Origin of the sequence: Curtobacterium sp. GC_Cur_3 (assembly GCF_026544205.1) — a bacterium.
In the GTDB taxonomy this organism is placed as follows: Bacteria; Actinomycetota; Actinomycetes; order Actinomycetales; family Microbacteriaceae; genus Curtobacterium.
Genome location: NZ_JALNUI010000003.1, coordinates 135,872 through 153,206 on the forward strand (window position 1 = coordinate 135,872; position 17,335 = coordinate 153,206).

General features: G+C 72.9%; 17 protein-coding genes. 12 read left to right on the plus strand and 5 right to left on the minus strand.

The features are described from left to right. Positions 1-3: 3 nt before the first annotated feature. Positions 4-1,659 carry a glycosyltransferase family 39 protein gene (locus OXR63_RS02515; protein ID WP_267419827.1) on the minus strand — a complete coding sequence of 552 codons (1,656 nt, stop codon included), beginning with the start codon at positions 1,657-1,659 and terminating at the stop codon, positions 4-6. Between the two features lie 149 nt (positions 1,660-1,808). On the opposite strand from OXR63_RS02515, the gene OXR63_RS02520 reads away from it, so the two are divergent. From OXR63_RS02520 to OXR63_RS02545, 6 genes are all read left to right on the plus strand, one after another. Continuing rightward, on the plus strand, positions 1,809-2,216 hold the full coding sequence (locus OXR63_RS02520) for a TOBE domain-containing protein (RefSeq protein WP_267419829.1): 408 nt from the start codon (positions 1,809-1,811) through the stop codon (positions 2,214-2,216). After that, on the plus strand, positions 2,203-3,309 hold the full coding sequence (locus OXR63_RS02525) for a HesA/MoeB/ThiF family protein (RefSeq protein ID WP_267419830.1): 1,107 nt from the start codon (positions 2,203-2,205) through the stop codon (positions 3,307-3,309). The genes OXR63_RS02520 and OXR63_RS02525 overlap by 14 nt, the downstream gene beginning before the upstream one ends. A gap of 60 nt (positions 3,310-3,369) precedes the next feature. Next, positions 3,370-4,182, plus strand: a complete 813-nt coding sequence (gene modA, locus OXR63_RS02530; protein ID WP_267419831.1) for a molybdate ABC transporter substrate-binding protein — start codon at positions 3,370-3,372, stop codon at positions 4,180-4,182. After that, positions 4,179-4,961 carry an ABC transporter permease gene (locus OXR63_RS02535; RefSeq protein ID WP_267419833.1) on the plus strand — a complete coding sequence of 261 codons (783 nt, stop codon included), beginning with the start codon at positions 4,179-4,181 and terminating at the stop codon, positions 4,959-4,961. The genes modA and OXR63_RS02535 overlap by 4 nt, the downstream gene beginning before the upstream one ends. Further along, positions 4,958-5,983 carry an ABC transporter ATP-binding protein gene (locus OXR63_RS02540; protein WP_267419835.1) on the plus strand — a complete coding sequence of 342 codons (1,026 nt, stop codon included), beginning with the start codon at positions 4,958-4,960 and terminating at the stop codon, positions 5,981-5,983. Before OXR63_RS02535 ends, OXR63_RS02540 begins: the two co-directional genes overlap by 4 nt. Positions 5,984-6,063: 80 nt before the next feature. Beyond that, entirely contained in the window at positions 6,064-7,164 is a 1,101-nt protein-coding gene (locus OXR63_RS02545) for a calcium:proton antiporter (protein WP_267419837.1), read from the plus strand. 194 nt (positions 7,165-7,358) lie between these two features. On the opposite strand, the gene OXR63_RS02550 is transcribed toward OXR63_RS02545, so the two are convergent. Genes OXR63_RS02550 through OXR63_RS02560 form a run of 3 tightly spaced genes read right to left on the minus strand, consistent with a single transcriptional unit; the run spans position 7,359 to position 10,209 of the window. Beyond that, the gene (locus tag OXR63_RS02550; protein WP_267419838.1) at positions 7,359-7,598 is read right to left on the minus strand and encodes a MoaD/ThiS family protein; all 240 of its coding nucleotides are present in this window, start codon (positions 7,596-7,598) and stop codon (positions 7,359-7,361) included. 2 nt (positions 7,599-7,600) lie between these two features. Beyond that, on the minus strand, positions 7,601-8,791 hold the full coding sequence (moaA, locus tag OXR63_RS02555) for a GTP 3',8-cyclase MoaA (protein ID WP_267419840.1): 1,191 nt from the start codon (positions 8,789-8,791) through the stop codon (positions 7,601-7,603). Next, entirely contained in the window at positions 8,788-10,209 is a 1,422-nt protein-coding gene (locus tag OXR63_RS02560) for a glycosyltransferase 87 family protein (RefSeq protein ID WP_267419842.1), read from the minus strand. The genes moaA and OXR63_RS02560 overlap by 4 nt, the downstream gene beginning before the upstream one ends. An 18-nt stretch (positions 10,210-10,227) precedes the next feature. On the opposite strand from OXR63_RS02560, the gene OXR63_RS02565 reads away from it, so the two are divergent. From OXR63_RS02565 to pheA, 4 genes are read left to right on the plus strand one after another with little or no spacing between them, the layout of a single operon-like run. Then, on the plus strand, positions 10,228-11,697 hold the full coding sequence (locus tag OXR63_RS02565; protein WP_267419843.1) for a molybdopterin-dependent oxidoreductase: 1,470 nt from the start codon (positions 10,228-10,230) through the stop codon (positions 11,695-11,697). Then, entirely contained in the window at positions 11,694-12,149 is a 456-nt protein-coding gene (locus tag OXR63_RS02570) for a hypothetical protein (protein ID WP_267419844.1), read from the plus strand. Before OXR63_RS02565 ends, OXR63_RS02570 begins: the two co-directional genes overlap by 4 nt. A 9-nt stretch (positions 12,150-12,158) precedes the next feature. Continuing rightward, positions 12,159-12,695 (plus strand): MarR family winged helix-turn-helix transcriptional regulator, encoded by a 537-nt coding sequence (locus OXR63_RS02575; RefSeq protein WP_267419845.1) that lies wholly within the window; start codon positions 12,159-12,161, stop codon positions 12,693-12,695. Between the two features lie 10 nt (positions 12,696-12,705). Next, a complete protein-coding gene (gene pheA / locus OXR63_RS02580; RefSeq protein WP_267419846.1) occupies positions 12,706-13,671 on the plus strand; it encodes a prephenate dehydratase in 966 nt (321 codons plus the stop codon). A 166-nt stretch (positions 13,672-13,837) separates the two neighbouring features. Here the strand turns inward: pheA and OXR63_RS02585 are convergent, their stop codons facing one another. After that, the gene (locus tag OXR63_RS02585; protein ID WP_267419848.1) at positions 13,838-14,923 is read right to left on the minus strand and encodes a diacylglycerol/lipid kinase family protein; all 1,086 of its coding nucleotides are present in this window, start codon (positions 14,921-14,923) and stop codon (positions 13,838-13,840) included. Positions 14,924-15,065: 142 nt separating this feature from the next. Here OXR63_RS02585 and serS point away from each other — a divergent pair, with 142 nt between their 5' ends. Beyond that, the gene (serS, locus tag OXR63_RS02590; protein ID WP_267419850.1) at positions 15,066-16,337 is read left to right on the plus strand and encodes a serine--tRNA ligase; all 1,272 of its coding nucleotides are present in this window, start codon (positions 15,066-15,068) and stop codon (positions 16,335-16,337) included. Beyond that, entirely contained in the window at positions 16,334-17,197 is an 864-nt protein-coding gene (locus OXR63_RS02595) for an HAD family hydrolase (RefSeq protein WP_267419852.1), read from the plus strand. Before serS ends, OXR63_RS02595 begins: the two co-directional genes overlap by 4 nt. Positions 17,198-17,335: the final 138 nt, after the last annotated feature.

Genomic DNA, 17,335 nt, shown 5'->3' on the forward strand with positions numbered 1-17,335 from the left:
AGGTCAGCGGACGCGCACGTACTCCGTCATGATGACCGTCCCGGTCTTCCAGCGCTGCTCGGCCACGAAGCCGTGGTGCTCGAGCACCTCGGTGGTCTTCGGTTCCTTGTTGCGCGAGGTGCCGCCGACGAACCAGACGGTGTCGATGTCACCGAGGCGTGCCGGCACCGTCGTCGCGACGTCGCCGGTCTGGTTCCACAGCACACCGGTCTCGGCGCCGTTCTTCCGGACGCCGAGGTCGGTCATGCCGGTGAACGCCCACGGGTAGGAGACCCGGATGATGTCGGCGGTGGTGCCGGGGTGCCCGTAGACACTGCCGAACACGACGCCTTCGTCCGCGTCGGGGTGGGCGTCCCGCGCGGCGGCGATGATCGACGCTGCCTTGGCCCAGGTCGAGTCCTGTTTCGCCATCGGCTGCTTGACCGCGAGGGCGGCGGGGATCGAGAGGACGAGGAGGAACGCCACGGCACCCGCCAGCCAGGCCTTCGGGCGCAGGAGCGTGACGGCGAGGGCGATGAGGATCGCGACGAACGGCAGGCTCAGGCTGGCGTACTTCGGGGAGTACAGGTGCTCACCCAGGGCTGTCGCGCCGACGAGCACCGCGGTGGGGACGACCATGAGCGGGAGTGCGACCCGGACGGCCTGCATCCGGAAGAGCGCCCGGACCGTGGGAGAGGGGCGACGGACCTGGACCACGGCGGCCACGACGCCGACGACCATCAGGGTCCAGGCGACGGCAGCCGTGACGTCGTCGGCACCGAACCACGCCGTGGCGAAGACCTGCGCGATGGTGCGGTCGCCGACGGGCGCGATCCACCCGACCTGCTTGGACTGCGACACGACCTCGAGCACGAAGGGGGAGACGACGAACGCGGCGGCGCCGGACGCGATCGCCCAGCGCACGAGCGCGCGGCGCGGGACGAGCGGCGGAGCCAGCTGAGCGCGGACGGACATGGAGGCCCGGCGCAGCTCCGACCTGCGGGCCAGCAGCATCCAGAGCAGGACGACCGCATGGGCGACCACGGCGAGCGACAGGTAGACGTTGAACGTGACCGCGACCAGGGCGAGCAGCCCGTAGGCGATCCACCAGCGCGTGGCGTGGTGTCGGGACCGCGTGCGGCGCATGGCGGTGAGCCCGACCAGGGTCAGGCAGACCGACAGCGTGGTGATCGTGGCGTAGGGACGGCCCTCCGACCCGGCCCACTGCACACGGGGCAGCGCGAGGAAGACGAGGCCGGCGACGATGCCGAGCCGCCGACCGCCGAGGCGACGTCCGAGTGCCACGACGAGGGCCGCGGCGACGCCGATCGCGAGGGCGCTCGGGAAGCGCAGGGTGAACGGCGTGTAGCCGACCAGCCAGAACCACGCGTGCATGAGGGCGTAGTAGAGGCCGTGGACGGCGTCGACGGAGTGCAGTTCGGCCCAGAGCTGGGCCCAGGACCGCTGGGCGCTCGTGACCGTGGCGGCTTCGTCGTACCAGAGCGACGGCACCCACGAGAAGGCGGCGGTGACCAGGACGGCCAGGGCGCCGATGGTGAGTTCCGGGGTCCGCACGACGGCGAGGCCGATCGCACCGGACACGCCGCGCAGCCGCGTCCGCACCTCGGGGGCGGACACCTGACGGGGCACGCCGATCGTGCCGGTACGGGGGGAACTCACGGGGCCGACGGTATCGACGGCCCCTGGGCGGCGACCCGGCGATCTGCCTCGTGCTCCTGAGAATGTCACATTGTGGTTCGGAGCCCTCACAGCATCCGACGGGTCGGGTCCGAGGGCGTCGAGGCCGGCAGAACCGCTAGCATCCGGGGATGAGTCGGTTGCGGGTCAAGGACGCGGCGAGGTACCTCGGGGTGAGCGACGACACGGTTCGACGGCTCGTGGACGCCGGCACCTTCTCGCGTCTTCTGGACGACGCGGGTCGCGCGGTGGTCGACGGCCACGAGCTCGCCGTGCACGCGAAGGCCCACGGCGGAGCGCTGCCCGACCCGGCGTCGTCCGTCAGGAGCTCGGCGCGCAACCGTTTCGTGGGGATCGTGACCGAGGTCGTCGCGGACACCGTGATGGCGCAGGTCGAACTGCAGTGCGGGCCGCACCGGGTCGTCTCGCTCATGAGTGCCGAGGCCGTCCGGGACCTCGGGCTCGAGGTCGGGTCCGTGGCCGTCGCCTCGGTCAAGGCCACGATGGTGACCGTGGAGACCCCCGATGACGACGACTGACGAGACCGCACCGGCGGCAGACGGCGCCGCCCCGACACCTGACGACACGACGCCGTTCCCGCTCACCCCGGCCCGCCGCCGCCTCGGTTCGCGCACCGCTGCGCTCGACGCCGGTGGCGACCGCACGCTCGGACGGCTCGCGGCGGCCCGGGTCCTCGTCGTCGGTGCCGGCGGCCTCGGCGCCCCGGTCGTCGCGTACCTCGCGGGCAGCGGCATCGCCCGCCTGACGATCGTCGACCCCGACGTCGTCGACCCGTCGAACCTCGCACGCCAGACGCTCTTCACCGCGGTGGACGTCGGGCGTCACAAGGCGCAGGTCGCCGCCGAGCGCGCCGCGGCCGTCGACCCCGAGTGCCGGGTCGACGCCGTCGTCGAGCGCTTCCACGCCGGACTCGTCGCCGGGCACGACGTGGTCGTCGACGCCGCTGACTCGCTCCTGGTCACGCGTGCCGTGTCGGACGCCTGCGCGGCGGAGCACGTCCCCTTCGTCTGGGGGAGCGCTCTCGGCTACGACGGCCAGGTCACCGTGTTCGACGACCGGGTCGTCGACTTCCACGACCTGCACCCCGACGTGCAGCCGGACGAGGGCTCGTGTGCGCTCGACGGTGTCCTGCCCGCGCTCTGCGGTGCGGTCGGCTCCGTGATGGCCGCCCAGGTCACGGCCCTGGTCGCCGGACTCGGTGAGCCCCTGCTCGGCAGGGTGCTCAGCGTCGATGCCCGTCGGTGGCGCTGGACCGAGAGCCCCCTGCGCCGCGGCCCCGGATCGCACCGTCCCGCACAGCTCGCCCCGGCCGACGACACCGTGCTCGCGAGGATCGCGCCGTCCGCCCTCGCTGCCAGGATCGCCGACCCGTCGGACGACGTGCTCGTCGTCGACGTCCGGACGCCGGAGGAGCGCGCGCAGGGTGTCGTGTCCGGCGCCGTGCCGCCGGAGGACCTGCCGGCGGACGACGGACGCGACGTCGTCGTGGTGTGCGCCCGCGGACCCCGCGCCGTCGCCTGGGCCACCGCGGCGACCGCCTCCGGCAGGACCGCGGTGGTGCTCGACGGCGGCATGCAGGCGTGGAAACGCGAGGGGCTTCCCACGGTGTGAGGCGCATCTGCGGCTAGTCTGGAGTAGACGAGACGCGCCTGCGTCCGCAGGGAGGGCCCCGTGCTCAGCAGGACCACGACCACGCTCGCCGTTGCCGCCGCCGCGCTGGTGCTCCTCAGCGGCTGCAGCACCGGTGGCACGACCGCGGCGAGCGGCACGAGCACGCCCGACAGCACGAGCCGGGCGACCGCCGGCCCGACCGGCAGCATCACGGTCTTCGCGGCCGCGAGCCTCCAGAAGACGTTCACCACGCTCGGCGCGGACTACGAGCGCGCCCACCCCGGCACGACGGTGACGTTCTCCTTCGCCGGCTCGAGCGACCTCGTCACGCAGATCCAGAACGGTGCCCCGGCGGACGTCTTCGCGAGCGCCGACGAGCCGAACATGGAGAAGCTCACCGCAGCCCACCTGATTGACGGCAGCGCCGAGCCCGTCGCGACGAACACCCTGCAGATCGCCGTCGCTCCCGGCAACCCGAAGCAGGTCCACGACCTCGGCGACCTGACCGCCCCCGGCCTGCAGGTCGTCACGTGTGCCGTCCCGGTGCCCTGCGGCGCGGCGACGCAGAAGGTCGAACAGGCGGCAGGGGTGACGCTCCACCCGGTCAGCGAGGAACAGTCGGTCACCGACGTGCTCGGCAAGGTCGAGTCCGGGCAGGCCGACGCTGGTCTGGTCTACGTCACGGACGTCCGCGGCGCGGGCGGCAAGGTCGACGGGGTCGAGTTCGACGCGGCACGGAAGGTCGTCAACACCTACCCGATCGGTGTGGTGCAGGGGTCCCGGAACACCAGCCTCGCCCGGTCGTTCAGCACGTACGTCCGATCGGACGATGGACAGAAGGTCCTGGCCGCCGCAGGCTTCGGCGCTCCGTGAAGACCCCCTGGTGGCTCCCCGTCCCCGCGGTCCTCGGCGGCCTGTTCGTCGTGGTGCCCGTGCTCGCGATGGTCGGTCGAGTCCAGTGGGGTTCCTTCGCCGCGCTCGTCACGTCCCCGGCGTCGCTGACCGCCCTCGGCCTGAGCCTCGGCACCGCTGCCGCCACGACCGGCATCGCGTTCGTCCTCGGGCTGCCGCTCGCGGTCGTGTTCTCCCGCGTCCGCTCCCGCTGGGTCGGCGTGGCCCGCGCGGTCGTCCTGCTGCCGCTGGTGCTCCCGCCCGTGGTCGGCGGCCTCGCCCTCCTCGCGGCCTTCGGTCGGCTCGGCCCGGTCGGCGGCTTCCTCGACGCGCACGGCGTCCGCATCGCCTTCACGACCGTGGCCGTCGTGATGGCCCAGACGTTCGTCGCGATGCCGTTCCTCGTGACGTCCGTCGAGGGTGCCCTCCGCACCAGCGGCGACCGGTACGAGCGGGTCGCCGCGACCCTCGGTGCGAGTCCGACCCGCGTCCTGCTCACCGTGACGCTCCCGCGGGCCCTCCCGGGCATCGCCTCGGGGCTGGTGCTCTGCTTCGCCCGGGCACTCGGGGAGTTCGGAGCGACCCTGACCTTCGCGGGCAGCCTGCAGGGCGTCACTCGGACGCTGCCGCTGGAGATCTACCTGCAGCGCGAGGTCGACCCGGACACCGCCATCGCCCTCGCGCTCGTCCTCGTGGTGGTCGCGGTCGTCGTGATCGGCGCGACCTCCGTCCGCTCCGGTCTCCGGCCGGTGACGGCATGAGCGGGCTGCGCGCCCACGTCGTCCTGCGGGACCGCGACGTCGACGTCGCCCTCGAGGTCGGGCTCGACGAATGCGTCGCCCTGATCGGGCCGAACGGTGTCGGCAAGTCCTCCGTCGTCGAGGCCGTCGCCGGCCTGGTCACCCTCGACGCCGGCGCCGTGTCGATCGACGGGCGCAGCGTCGACGACGGCCGACACCGGGTGCCGTCGCACCGCCGCCGGGTCGGCCTGGTCGGACAACGCCCGGACCTCTTCCCGCACCTGTCGGTCGCCGCCAACGTCGCCTACGGTCCGCGGGCCTCCGGTGTGCACGGACGGGAGGCCCGGCTCCGCTCCGACGCGGCCCTGACGGTCGTCGACGCGCTCGCCCTGGCACCGCGCGACCCCGGCTCCCTGTCGGGCGGGCAGGCGCAGCGGGTCGCGATCGCACGGGCCCTCGCCGCGGACCCGGCGGTGCTGCTGCTCGACGAACCGACCTCGGCACTCGACGTCGAGGCCCGCGAGCACGTCCGCGCGGCCCTCGCCACCGCGATCACCGGCCGCCCGACCGTCCTCGTCACGCACGACCCGATCGAGGTCGTCGCCCTCGCGTCCCGGGTGGTGGTGCTCGAGCACGGCCGGGTGGTCGAGACCGGCACCACCGCCGAGGTCCTCGGTCGGCCGACCAGTGCCTTCGGCGCGGCGTTCTCCGGACTCGCGCTCGTCCCCGGGACGGCCACGGCCACCGGGATCGCGCTCGACGGCGGGGGCGAGGTGGCGTCGGGGACCGGCACCGAGCCTCCCGGCCGACCGGTCCTGGCCGCGTACCACCCGACGGCCGCCGTCGTCACGCGGGACGGGGCCGGGGTCGCGCGGCAGGTGCGCGCGGTCGAGCCGCGGGACGGACTGGTCCGCGTCCGGGCGGGTGAGCTCGTCGCCGACGTGACCGTGGCCCAGGCGGCGAGACTCGGGCTGGCGAGCGGCGAAACCGTGCGCATCGCGGTGCCGCCGGACGAGGTGGACGTCTACGCACCACGTCGGTGAGCCGGACGGGTCGGTGAGCCGGACGGGTCGGTGAGCCGGACGGGTCGGTGAGCCGGACGGGTCGGTGACAGGATTGCCCGATGACTTCGAGGATCCTCCGGGCCTGGCCGATCGGAACGCCGATCATCGCCGCCCTCGTGCTCGTGCCGGCGTTCATCATGCACGACCTCGGCACGGTGGGGGTCATCGTCGTCGCCGTGGTGCTCGCCGGGACGATCCTCGCCGCGGTGCACCACGCCGAGGTCGTCGCGCACCGGGTGGGGGAGCCGTTCGGGTCGCTCGTGCTCGCCGTCGCGGTCACGGTGATCGAGGTCGCGCTCATCATCACGCTGTCGAGCTCCGGCGGGCCGAAGGCCGAGACGCTCGCGCGGGACACCGTGTTCTCGGCGGTGATGATCACGATGAACGGGCTCGTCGGGCTCGCGATCCTGATCGGGACGCTGCGGCACAACACCGTGCGGTTCAACCAGGAGGGCGCCTCGGCGGCCACGATGACCGTCGCGGCGCTGGCGGTGCTGACGCTCGTGCTGCCGACGTTCACCACCGGCACCGACGACTCGTCGTTCACGACGGCGCAGCTCGTGTTCGTGGCGTTGGCGTCCCTGGCGCTCTACGGCCTGTTCGTCGTCACCCAGACGGTGGCGCACCGGGACTTCTTCCTGCCCGTCAACCGGGCGGGCGGCGTGCTGACCGAGTCCGAGGACGCCCACGCCGACCGACCCACCAGCCGCGCGACGCTGACCTCGCTCGGGCTGCTGCTGCTGGCGCTCGTCGCCGTGGTCGGGCTCGCGAAGGTTGAGTCGCCCGCGATCGAGGCCGGCGTCGCCGCGGTCGGCTTCCCGCCGTCGTTCGTCGGTGTCGTCATCGCGCTGCTGATCCTGCTGCCCGAGGGGATCGCCGCGTCGAAGGCAGCCTCGCGCAACCGCATCCAGACGAGCCTGAACCTGGCGATGGGATCGGCGATGGCGTCGATCGGGCTCACGATCCCGGCGATCGCCGTCGCGTCGTTCTTCACGGACGGGGTACTGCTGCTCGGGCTGGGGTCGGCGCAGATCGTGCTGCTCGCGCTGACGATCGTCGCGGCGGTCCTCACCGTGCTGCCCGGTCGGGCGACGCGGCTGCAGGGTGGCGTGCACCTGGTGATCTTCGCCGCGTTCATCGTCCTGTCGGTCAGCCCGTAGGCGCGGGCGCGGGGCGGCGCGGGCGCTCGGCGGGCGCCCGGTGCGAGCTTGACCACGTGGTGCGAGTTCGTACACGCGCACGGGGTGGTCAACCTCGCACGGGCTGAGGGAGCGCGCACGGTGCGAGGCCGCCCGGCCCGCGGGAACCTCGCACGGGGCGGGGGAGCGCGCACGGTGCGAGTCGGGGCAGCGCCTCAGCCGCCGGCGAAGGGCGGCATCACGTCGACAAGCCCGACCCCGGCGAGCGAGGTCGCCCGGTCGCGGGTGGTCACGCCGTCGACCAGGTACGAGCACCGCTCCTGCAGGGCCGCCCACCGCTCGGCGTCGACCGCGGACACGCTGCCCAGGGCCTCGGCGAGCGTCGGGGCGTCGGACGTGGTCTCGTCCGTGCCGACCGCAGCCCGTGCGGCGGCGAAGAACCGGATCGTGGTCATCGTCATCCTCCGATCGCGGACATGCCCCGCGCCGGGTGCACCATGCCGTCCTGGTCGTCGCCGTGGTCGCGCGGCTTCGCCCACATCGCGAGCCGCCAGGCGTCGAGCACCTCGGCGTCCGAGGCCCCGGCGCGCATCGGCCCGAGCAGGTCGGACTCCTCGTCGGAGAACAGGCAGCTGCGGACGTGGCCCTCGGCGGTCAGGCGCGTGCGGGTGCAGTCGGCGCAGAACGACTCGGTGACGCTGGCGATGATCCCGACGATGCCGAGGTCCTGCCCGGTGGCCCGCGAGACCACCCGGAAGCGCTCGGCCGGTGCACCGTCGCGCGGGGCGGTGTCCGGCGTCAGGACGTACTCGGCGCTGAGGAGCTCGCGGGTCTCGGCGGCGGTGACCATCGAGGTGCCGTCCCACGCGTGCCCGGGGTCGAGCGGCATCTGCTCGATGAAGCGGAGTTCGTGGCCGCGCTCCAGGCACCAGGCGAGCAGCTCCGGCGCCAGGTGGTCGTTCACGCCGCGGAGCAGCACCGCGTTGACCTTGACCCCGAGGCCGGCGTCCGCGGCGGCGGCGATGCCGTCGAGGACCCGGGCGAGGAACGGGCGCCGGGTCACCGTGGCGAAGACGTCCGGGTCGACGGTGTCGAGCGAGACGTTCACCCGCTCGAGTCCGGCGGCACGCAGGTCGGCGGCGCGCGAGGCCAGCCCGATCGCGTTCGTCGTCAGCGAGAGCTCGACCCCGAGTGCGGCGCACCGGGCGATGACGTCGACGAGGTCGGCGCGGAGCAGCGGCTCGCCCCCGGTGAAGCGGACCTTCCGGACGCCGAGGTGGTCGGCCCCCAGGCGCACGAGCCGCTCGATCTCGGCCGCGGTCATGAGCGCGTCGGTCGGGATGACGGGCAGCCCCTCGGCCGGCATGCAGTAGGTGCAGCGGAGGTTGCAGCGCTCGGTCAGCGAGACACGGAGGTCCACCGCACGGCGGCCGAAGCGGTCGACGAGCCCGTCGTCGCCCAGCGGCCGCGGCGGGATCGAGGACTCGGCACGCACGCGGCGGAGCAGCCCGGACGCGGGCAGCACCGAGGACCCGGCCGCAGACCCGGGCGCCAGTGCGGCCCCGGCAGCAAGTGCAGCCCCAGCAGCCCCGGCCACCGGAGCCGCAGCGGGGAGGAGCCCGGTCGACGGGAGCGCGCGGGCGGTCATGGCAGCGATGATACGTGCAGCCGCCGGTCCCGCCCGGGGACCAGCCGGTCCCGCCACCGCACCCAGTCCGACCGCTCGGTGCGGATCAGGGTGACGACGACGATGACGAGCACCGCACCGCCGAGCCACCAGCGGTAGGCGTCGACGTTCGGCCACTCCCCCCGCACGGCGATCGCGAGCGCCAGCGCGGACCACTCCCACCGGCCGGAGAGCGCCACGAACGGGATGAGCAGCAGGGCGTACCAGGGGTAGCGCGGGGTGACGGCGAGGAACGTCACGCCGATCATCAGCACCTCGCCGGACCACGGCCGGCTCGGGTCGGACAGCCGCCAGGCCAGCACAGCCGCCACGAGCACGGCCAGCCCGACGACGACGGTGCCCGCGTCGCCCGGGACGACCAACGACACGAGGGCGAACCGGGAGCCGTCCTCGTAGCCCTCCTCGGTCAGGTAGCCGGGCAGGTACCCGAGGACCTTCGTCCCCGTCGACGCGACGTAGGGCACGTAGAGCAGCCCGAACACCGCGATGCCGACCGGGATCGACCACCAGGCCCGCCACCGCCCGAGGAGTGCCGGGTACACGATCGCCGGGATGAGCTTCGTGCACGTGGCCGCGCCGAGCATGATCCCGCCCCAGATCGGCCGTCCGAACGCGACGAGCACGGCGCCACCGGTGGCGAGCGCGGCGCCGACGACGTCGACGTGGGAGTTCGTGACGGCCTCGGCGGCGACGAGCGGGGACCAGGCCCAGATCGCGGCCCACCACAGCGGGCGTCCAGTGCGGCGCAGCACCAGGAGCAGGCCGACGGTGATCCCGAGCGAGACGACGAGCCCGGCGAGCTGGAACGGCCAGTACTGCGCGGTGGCGGGCACGACCGACCGGACGAGCGCGAACCACATCTCGGCGAACGGCGGGTAGATCGTGGGCACGTCCACGCGGTTGATCGCGACGCAGTGCCCGTCGGCGCCGTCACCGAGCCCGTGCAGCCGCGGTTTCAGGTCCTCGCACGTCCCGTCGACCTTGTCCGGGAACAGCCAGTCGGGCCGCAGGTGGGCCAACGCCTCGGACTGGGGGGTGTGCGCGTAGGGGGAGACACCGGCATGCTGCACGATGCCGTCCCACGAGTACCGCGCCGAGTCGGTGCTCGTGTTCGGTGGCCCGGCCATCGCGGCGATCCCCACCACGAGGGCCCCCGCGAGGACGATGATGGTGACCAGGCGGGCCGGGACGAACCGCAGTGCGATGACCGCGATGACGAAGACCGTCCAAGCGATCAGGGTCCACGCAACGAATGACGTTCGATGACCGGACCGGAGGAACCCCAGATGCGTGACGCCGAAGGCGATGACGCCCGCCAGGGCCAGCACGCCGACGACGGCGAGCACGGTCGAGAGCAGATGGCCGTGACGAAGTCGCATGATCCGTCGAGGCTACCGATGCTCCGCCGTCTGCTGGGCGACAGCCGCGCGGTGCTGGCGTCCCCGAACCGGAACGCCCGCTCAGCGGTGGTCTTCGGGCGCCTGCTCGGCATCGCGTTCGTGATCTGCTTCGGCACCGGGCTGTTCAGCCACTTCCTGCAGGACCCCCTGCCGTGGATGCGGTTCCCGACCCGGCCGACGCAGCTCTACCAGTTCACGCAGGGCCTGCACATCACGGCGGGCATCGCGATCATCCCGCTCCTGTTCGCCAAGCTCAACACCGTCATGCCCGCGCTGCTGCAGGACCCGCCCGTACGCGGCCCGCTGCACCTGCTGGAGCGGCTCTCCATCGCGGTCTTCGTGTCGGCGGCGATCGTGCAGGTCGGCACCGGCCTGGTGAACACGTACCAGTGGTACCCGTGGCCGTTCCCGTTCCGCCAGGTGCACTACGCACTGTCCTACGTGCTCATCGGCTCGCTCGTCATCCACATCGCCACGAAGCTGCCGATCATCGTGCGGTACTGGCGGGCGAAGGACTCCTACGACGCCGAGGGTCGCTTCGTCCGTGACGACACAGTGGGCAGCGAGCTGCCTCCGTACGGCCTGGCGCACCCCGCTCAGCGGGATCGCGCCAGCGATCCGCGGGGTGCGCCGAGCGAGCCTGCGAGCGAGGGTCCCGCGTCCGCCCCGTACCCCCGGGGCGTCGTGGGTCGCGTCCTGCGCTGGGTCGACGGCGCCCCCGCTGCCAGCACGACCGGCGGGGCGGAGCCGTCCCGAGCCTCCCGTCCGGACGACGAGTCTCGGCCCGGCGGACCGGATGCGGCCGGACCCACGCAGGATCCGTCCGCGGAGCCGAGTCTCGGCGCGACCGCGACCGGAGGCTCGCGTGAGCGCGTCGCACGACGTGGGTTCTTCGCCGGCGTCGCGGCGGCCACCGCCGGGGTCGTCGTGCTGACCGTGGGCCAGTCCTCGCGGCTCGGCGAGCCGTTCAACGTCTTCGCACCACGGCAGCGTGGACGCGGTCCGGCCGGTCTGCCGGTGAACCGCACCGCGCGTGCCGCCGGGGTGCTGGCGACCGCGACCGCCGCTGACTGGACCCTCACCGTCGTCGGGCCGCGCCTGACGCGGACGTTCTCGCGTGCGGAGCTCGTCGCGCTCGGCATGACCGAGGTGGCGCTGCCGATCTCGTGCGTCGAGGGCTGGAGCCAGATGGCCAGGTGGAAGGGCATCAGGATGCGGGACCTGCTCGCGGCCGTGCAGGCGGAGCCGTCCTCGGACGTCCGCGTGACGAGCCTGGAACGCCACGGCGGCTACCGGATCATGGACATGGGGCCGGAGTACGCAGCGGACCCGACCACGCTCGTCGCGCTCGAGCTGAACGGTGCGACGCTCGACCTCGACCACGGGTTCCCGGCGCGGATCATCGCTCCCGGACGGCCCGGCGTGCTGCAGACCAAGTGGATCGAGCGGATCGAGGTGCGCTCGTGAGGGCCGCGCGGATCGTGCTCGTCGTCCTCGGCGTGCTGGTGCTGGCGTTCGGCGCGTACGTCCTCGTGACGACCGTCAAGCCGAACCGGATCGGCGGACTCGCGGTCTGGCTGATCGCCGCCGTCATCCTGCACGACGCGATCCTGTCGCCGTTCGTGGTGCTCGTCGGCCTCGGGCTGCGACGGGCCGGTCGGGCGCTGCGCGTCTGGGTGCTCGTCGTCGTGCAGACCGCCGTCGTGCTCGGCAGCGTCCTCGCCCTGGTGGTCGTGCCGGAGATCGCGGCGAAGGCCCACGGGGCGAAGAACCCCACCGTCGTGCCCTTCGACTACACGGGCCGACTGCTGCTGGTCGAGGGCGTGCTGCTCGTCGTCGTGGTGGCAGCGCTCGTGGTCGGGTACGTGACATCACGGAGATCCGCCGGAACAGTGGTTGAAACGACAACCATTTCGTAGGATGGGCTCATGACCGACGAGACGCCCTGGCTGACGCGCGAGCAGCTGCGTGCCTGGATGAAGCTCGTCGCCGTCATGGAGCTCCTGCCGGCGGCGCTCGACCAACAGCTCCAGCGGGACGCCGACCTGACGCACTTCGACTACATGGTCATCGCGATGCTCTCGGAGACCGACACCCGCACGCTCCGGATGTCGGCGCTCGCCTCGGCCACGAACGCCTCGCTGCCGCGGCTGTCCCACGTGGTGTCCCGCCTCGAGAAGCGCGGGCTGGTGTCGCGGTGCCCGTCCGAGGACGACCGCCGGGCCACCGACGTCCGCCTGACCGACGCGGGGTACGCCACCATCGTCGAGGCCGCCCCCGACCACGTCCGCACGGCACGTCGGTTCGTCATCGACGCGCTGTCCGAGGAGCAGGTCGTGCAGCTCGACGGCATCGCGAAGTCCCTGTTGACCACGCTCGACCCCGAGGGGCGGTTCGCCGCGCTGACGTACCCGCGCGACGAGGACGACACCGCGTTGTGCGAGGCGCGGCTCACCGGGCAATAGGCTCGGCGGCATGAGCCAGCCCGAGGTCGAGTCCGACACGTACAGCTACCTCGGACCGGCCGGCACGTTCACCGAGGCGGCCCTGAAGCTCGTCGACGCCGCGGCCGGCAAGCCCTGGCGCAGCGTGAACAACGTCGGGGAGGCCCTCGACGACGTGATGTCGGGCCGCTCGGTCGGTGCCGTCATCGCGATCGAGAACAGCGTCGACGGCGGCGTCAGCGCCACGCAGGACGCCCTCGCCCGGATCCCCGGCGTGCGCATCGTGGGGGAGTACCTGGTCCCCGTGGACTTCGTGCTCGTCGCCCGGCACGGCACCGCGCTCGCCGACGTGCGCACGGTGAACGCCCATCCCGTCGCCTACGCCCAGACGCACCGCTGGCTCGAGGCCAACGTGCCCGGGCACGGCCACATCCCGGCGTCCTCGAACGTCGCCGCCGCCGTGGCGCTGCTCGACGCGGTGCCCACCGCCGACGCCGCCGTCGCCCCGCCCGGCATCACCGACCACCACGACCTGGCCGTGCTCGCGGAGTCGATCGGCGACAACAGCAGCGCGGTGACCCGGTTCGTCCTGGTGTCGAAGACCCTCTCGATCCCCGAGCGCACCGGCTCGGACAAGACGAGCGTCATCGTCGAGCTGCCCGCCGACCACCCCGGTGCCCTCGTCGACATGCTCGAGCAGTTCGCCACCAGGGGCATCAACATGGGGCTGCTGTCCTCGCGGCCCATCGGCGACGAGCTCGGTCGCTACCGGTTCGTCATCGACCTCGACGGCCACGTGCGCGACGAACGGGTCGCCGACGCCCTGCTCGGTCTGCGCCGGTTCAGCCCCCGCGTGACGTTCCTCGGGTCGTACCCGCGGGCCGACCAGCAGGAGACCGAGGTGTCCCTGCGCTACTCGGACGCCGCGTTCGTCGAGGCGCGCGAGTGGCTCCAGGCGATCCTGTCCGGCGAGCCCGACGCGCCCGACGCGGGCTGAGGGGCGCTGCCGCCGGCGAGCTCCGCCTGGTGCGAGGTTGACCACACCGTGCGCCGTCGCCGCGCTGCACGGTGTGGTCAACCTCGCACCACACCCCGCACGCGCCGCCGCCGCACGAGCCGCGCGCCCCCGCACGCGCGCACGCACGAGCGGCCCCGCGCTGCCCTCAGCGGCGGTGCGCGCCCCGCGCCTGCCGCGTCGAGCGCGTCTGGTCCTCGGGTCCGGCGACCTTCACGCGCAGCCCACCGGCGTCGATCTGGGCGCGGAAGGCCACGACCTCGCCCACCGGGTCCCCGTCGATCTCGAACTCGTCCGGACGCTCGAGCCGCGCGGTGAACTCCTCGCCACGCAGGTAGCGCAGCGGGCGCTCCTCGCGGGCACGCGTCGTGATGCGCTTGCCGATCGCCGTCTGGCCGAGGGCGGACCGGCGGAACGACCGCAGGATCGCGTTCTCCCACAGCATCCGTGCGGCGATCCGGACCCAGCCGAAGAACCCGTGCGGGCGCATGACGACGATGTCGAACACGCCGTCGTCGATCTCGGCGTCGGGCAGCAGGGTCGCGCCGGCCTGCAGCGTGCCGCAGTTGCCGACGATGAGGGAGTGCGCGCGCACCGAGCGGTTGCCCTCGCCGTCCAGGCGGTACCGGAACTCGAACGCGTCGGCGTCCCGCAGCGAGCGGATCAACGAGTCGACGTAGGCGAGCCAGCCGACCTTCTTCTTCAGGTCGTCGTTCGTGTTCACGAGCATCCGGGCGTCGAGTCCGAGGCCGGCCATCACCAGGAAGCCGAACTCCTCGCGGGCGCCGTCCGGACGCTCGACCCGCACGGTGCCGAAGTCGATGGCGCGCTCCTCGCCGTGGAAGATCGTGTGCGCACTGGCCTGCAGGTCGTCGATCGGCGCGGGGATGTTGCGCGCGAGCAGGTTGCCCGTGCCGCTCGGCAGCAGGGCGAGGGCCGCGTCGGAGCCGTGCACGACCTCGGCCACGGCGCGCACGGTGCCGTCACCGCCGGCGGCAGCGATGACGTCGGCGCCGGCCTCGAGGGCCTCACGCGTCATCCCGCCGCCCGGGTCCTCCTCCGAGGTCTCGAACCACAGGGTCTCGTTCCAGCCCGCTTCGCGCTGGTGCTGCTCCACCGTCTGCTTCAGCTTCGGCAGGTCCACCTTGACCGGGTTGTAGATGACTGCGGCGGTCTGCCGCTCTGGGGCGAGGGCGTCCGGACGCGTGGACGCGGTCTCCGAGGGCGATGACATGCAACAGACGGTACCGGGCCGGGCCTGTGGAGCGCGCGCCGTCCCGCGGTCTGGACACGGGGCGGACGGGAGGCTCGTGGCGGGCCCCGCCACGAGCCTCCAGTCCGTCTGCTGGTCACCGGGGCCTGGCTAGGATGGACCGGTGATCGACCCACAGCTGCTGCGCGACGAACCCGATGTCATCAAGGCCTCACAGGCTGCGCGCGGCGCCTCCGTCGACGTCGTCGACGAGGCCGTCGCCGCGGACGCCGCCAGGCGGAGCGCGATCACCGCGTACGAGGCCCTGCGTGCCGAGCAGAACGCGTTCGGCAAGACCGTCGCGAAGGCCCCCAAGGACGAGAAGGCCGCGCTCGTGCAGCAGGCCCAGGCGCTCGCCGCCGGCGTGAAAGAGGCGCAGGCCACCGCGACCGCGGCCGAGGAGACCTTCAACCGGGTCGTCCGCGCGATCCCCAACGTCGTCCTGCCCGGTGTCCCCGCTGGCGGCGAGGACGACTTCGTCACGCTGCGCACCGTCGGCACCAAGCCGGAGTTCGCCTTCGAGCCGAAGGACCACGCCGACCTCGGTGAGGCCCTCGACATCATCGACATCGCCCGCGGCGTCAAGGTCTCCGGCTCGCGCTTCTACTTCCTCAAGGGCCTCGGCGCCCGGCTCGAGATCGCGCTCATGTCGCTCGGGCTCGACCGTGCGGTCCAGCACGGGTTCGTCCCGCTCATCACGCCGACGCTCGTGCGCCCCGAGACGATGGCCGGCACCGGCTTCCTCGGCGAGCACGCGGCCGAGGTCTACCGGCTCGAAGCCGATGACCTCTACCTGACCGGCACGAGCGAGGTGGCCCTGGCCGGGTACCACGCCGACGAGATCCTGGCGTTCCCGGAGGGCGACGACCAGGCGCTCCGCTACGCCGGTTGGTCGACCTGCTACCGGCGCGAAGCCGGGTCGGCGGGCCGCGACAACCGCGGGATCCTCCGCGTGCACCAGTTCAACAAGCTCGAGATGTTCTCCTACGTGCACCCGGACCAGGCCGACGCCGAGCACGCGAAGCTCATGGCGTACCAGGAGTCGATGCTGCAGGACCTCGGGCTGCACTACCGCGTGATCGAGACCGCTGCCGGCGACCTCGGCACGAGTGCGGCGCGCAAGTACGACCTCGAGGCCTGGGTCCCCACGCAGGGCACCTTCCGCGAGCTCACCTCGACGTCGAACTGCACCACGTTCCAGGCTCGCCGCCTCGACATCCGCTACCGCACCGAGAGCGGCAAGACGGCCCCGGTCGCCACCCTGAACGGCACGCTCGCCACCACGCGCTGGCTCGTCGCGATCCTCGAGACCCACCAGCAGGCGGACGGCACGGTCGTCGTGCCGGAGGTCCTCCGTCCGTACCTCGGCGGCGTCGAGGTGATCGAACCCCGATGACCAGCACACCCGGATCGGCGTCGTCCCACGGGTCGGCTGCAGCGACGCGCGTCAAGCGCTGGCTCGTCGCCCTCGACATCGACGGCACCGTGATGCGCGAGGACGGCGTCGTCACCCAGGCCACCGTCGACGCGATCCAGGCCGCAGCGGCCGCCGGGCACGAGGTCATGCTCTCCACCGGCCGCAGCGAGGGCATGACCGTGCCCGTGCTCGAGAAGATCGGCATCCGGCCGGAGTACCTGGTCTGTGCCAACGGCGCCGTCACGCTCCGTCGGTCCACCGCCGCGGGTGCGATCGACGGCTACGTCCGCGTCCACGTCGAGACCTTCGACCCGACCGACGTCCTGCAGACCATCCGCGGAGCCCTGGCGAACGGCGCGTACGGCGTCGAGTCGCCCGACGGCCGCTACCTGCTCTCCGGGGAGTTCCCCGACGACGCGATGACCAAGCACGGGTCGCACGTGCCGTTCGAGCAGCTGCTCGGCGTGCAGGCCACCCGGGTCGTGGTGATCTCGCCCGAGCACGGGCTCGAGGAGTTCCTGCAGATCGTCGACCGCATGGGCCTGCACAAGGTCTCGTACAACGTCGGCTGGACCGCGTGGCTCGACATCGCTCCCGAGGGCGTGACGAAGGCCACCGCGATGGAACGCGTCCGCGAGTGGTTCGACATCCCGCGCTCCCGGGTCTTCGCCGCCGGTGACGGCCGCAACGACATCGACATGCTGCGGTGGGCGTCCACGTCCGGCCGCGGCGTCGCGATGGGGCAGGCCCCGTCCGACGTGGTCGAGGCCGCGAGCGAGGTCACCGGGGGCGTCACGGACGACGGCCTGGCGGCTGCGCTCGACACGCTGCCGCGGTAGCGCGGGCGATCGCGCGCGCGGCGCGTGCGCTGTCGGTCGGCGCGCGCGTCGGTCTCCTTCCGATCGGTGCGAGGTTGCGCACTCCGTGCGGGCCGGCCAGCGCGCACGGCGTGGGCAAGCTCGCACCAGAGAACGGAA